Below are 1243 nucleotides of genomic sequence, written 5' to 3'. Positions count from 1 at the left end.
TGATGGAACCGCCCGGGCTATTGATGTAAAGATGAATATCCTTCTCCGGATCCTCAGCCGACAAGAACAGCATTTGGGCAATGATGGAATTGGCGACCACGTCATTTACGTCGGAGCCGAGGAAGATAATGCGGTCTTTCAGCAATCTGGAATAGATGTCGTACGCCCGCTCACCGCGGTTGCTTTGTTCAACGACCATAGGGATAAAACTCACGTGGAAAACCTCCTCTAAAGTACCTCATATATCAATACTGTTACCGTATTACCCACATGATAAACAATTTAAATCAAAAAGTCAAAGAAAGTCAAACTATTGAGTAAAAAAAAGAGCCGTCATGGGCACTATAGGGTAAACAGTATATAGAGCGTTACTTGGGACAAGTTAAAATGGCGCGCCCGCGAGGAATCGAACCTCGATCTCAGGCTCCGGAGGCCTACGTCATATCCATTGGACCACGGGCGCATAACCAAAAAATCAGCAACGAAGTTGATTATACCGCATCTATATTCAAAATACAATAGTGCACGAAACATTGATCCTATTATATTGAGGCTATATAGAGATGCCTGAATTTGGTCATAATGTATAACGATGCACCCATGATAAATATGCGTTACGGCACTTGCCACCGACATCATTATTGGTTAGAATAAAGGTGGGACTTAAAAAGTTCTACTGGGACATTTCGTGACCAGGATAAGGAGAGCCGAGACGAAGTTTGCAGGAGTGGAATGCATGCGTAACCTATTAGAAATACAAGAGCAGCTTCTGCCGGATCTGATGGATACACTTAAGCGAAGATATACGATACTACATCAGATCAAATTGTCCGGAATGGTTGGTCGAAGAACATTGGCATCGACGTTATCGATGACAGAACGGGTCCTCCGGGCCGAAACCGATCTCCTGAAAGCACAAGGTTTAATTGACATCGAGACACTCGGGATGCGGATCAGCCATGCGGGCTTAGCCTTGCTGGAGGAGCTTGAGCCGGTCATGAATGAACTGTACGGGCTGGTTGAACTTGAAGAGAAGATTCGTCAGGCATACGGACTCCGCAAGGTCGTCATTATTCCGGGCGACAGCGAATCATCGCCGGAAGTGAAGCGCGAGCTCGGCCGAGCGGGAGCAAGGACGCTGCAAAGCTTTATCGAGAATGGCGACACGATCGCTGTGACAGGCGGATCTACGCTTGCCGAAGTCGCGGAGCAGATGTCTCCCTTGACGGCAGGCCCCCTCAGA

General features: G+C 47.6%; 2 protein-coding genes and 1 tRNA gene. 1 reads left to right on the top strand and 2 read right to left on the bottom strand.

Features of this window, described 5'->3' with window-relative positions; genetic code table 11:
* Window positions 1–214, bottom strand: a 214-nt coding sequence (locus ACFRAK_RS28590) for an ATP-dependent Clp protease proteolytic subunit (RefSeq protein ID WP_394573128.1), incomplete at its 3' end; no start/stop codon positions are given.
* 174 nt (window positions 215–388) lie between these two features.
* Window positions 389–463, bottom strand: a tRNA-Arg gene (locus ACFRAK_RS28585).
* A gap of 273 nt (window positions 464–736) precedes the next feature.
* On the opposite strand from ACFRAK_RS28585, the gene ACFRAK_RS28580 reads away from it, so the two are divergent.
* Window positions 737–1243 (top strand): sugar-binding domain-containing protein (locus ACFRAK_RS28580; protein ID WP_394573127.1); only part of this gene is annotated, 507 nt, incomplete at its 3' end.

It is taken from the genome of Peribacillus sp. NPDC056705, from assembly GCF_043656335.1.
The sequence above is the reverse complement of the archived record's forward strand: the minus strand, read 5'-3'. Positions and strand labels throughout refer to the sequence as shown.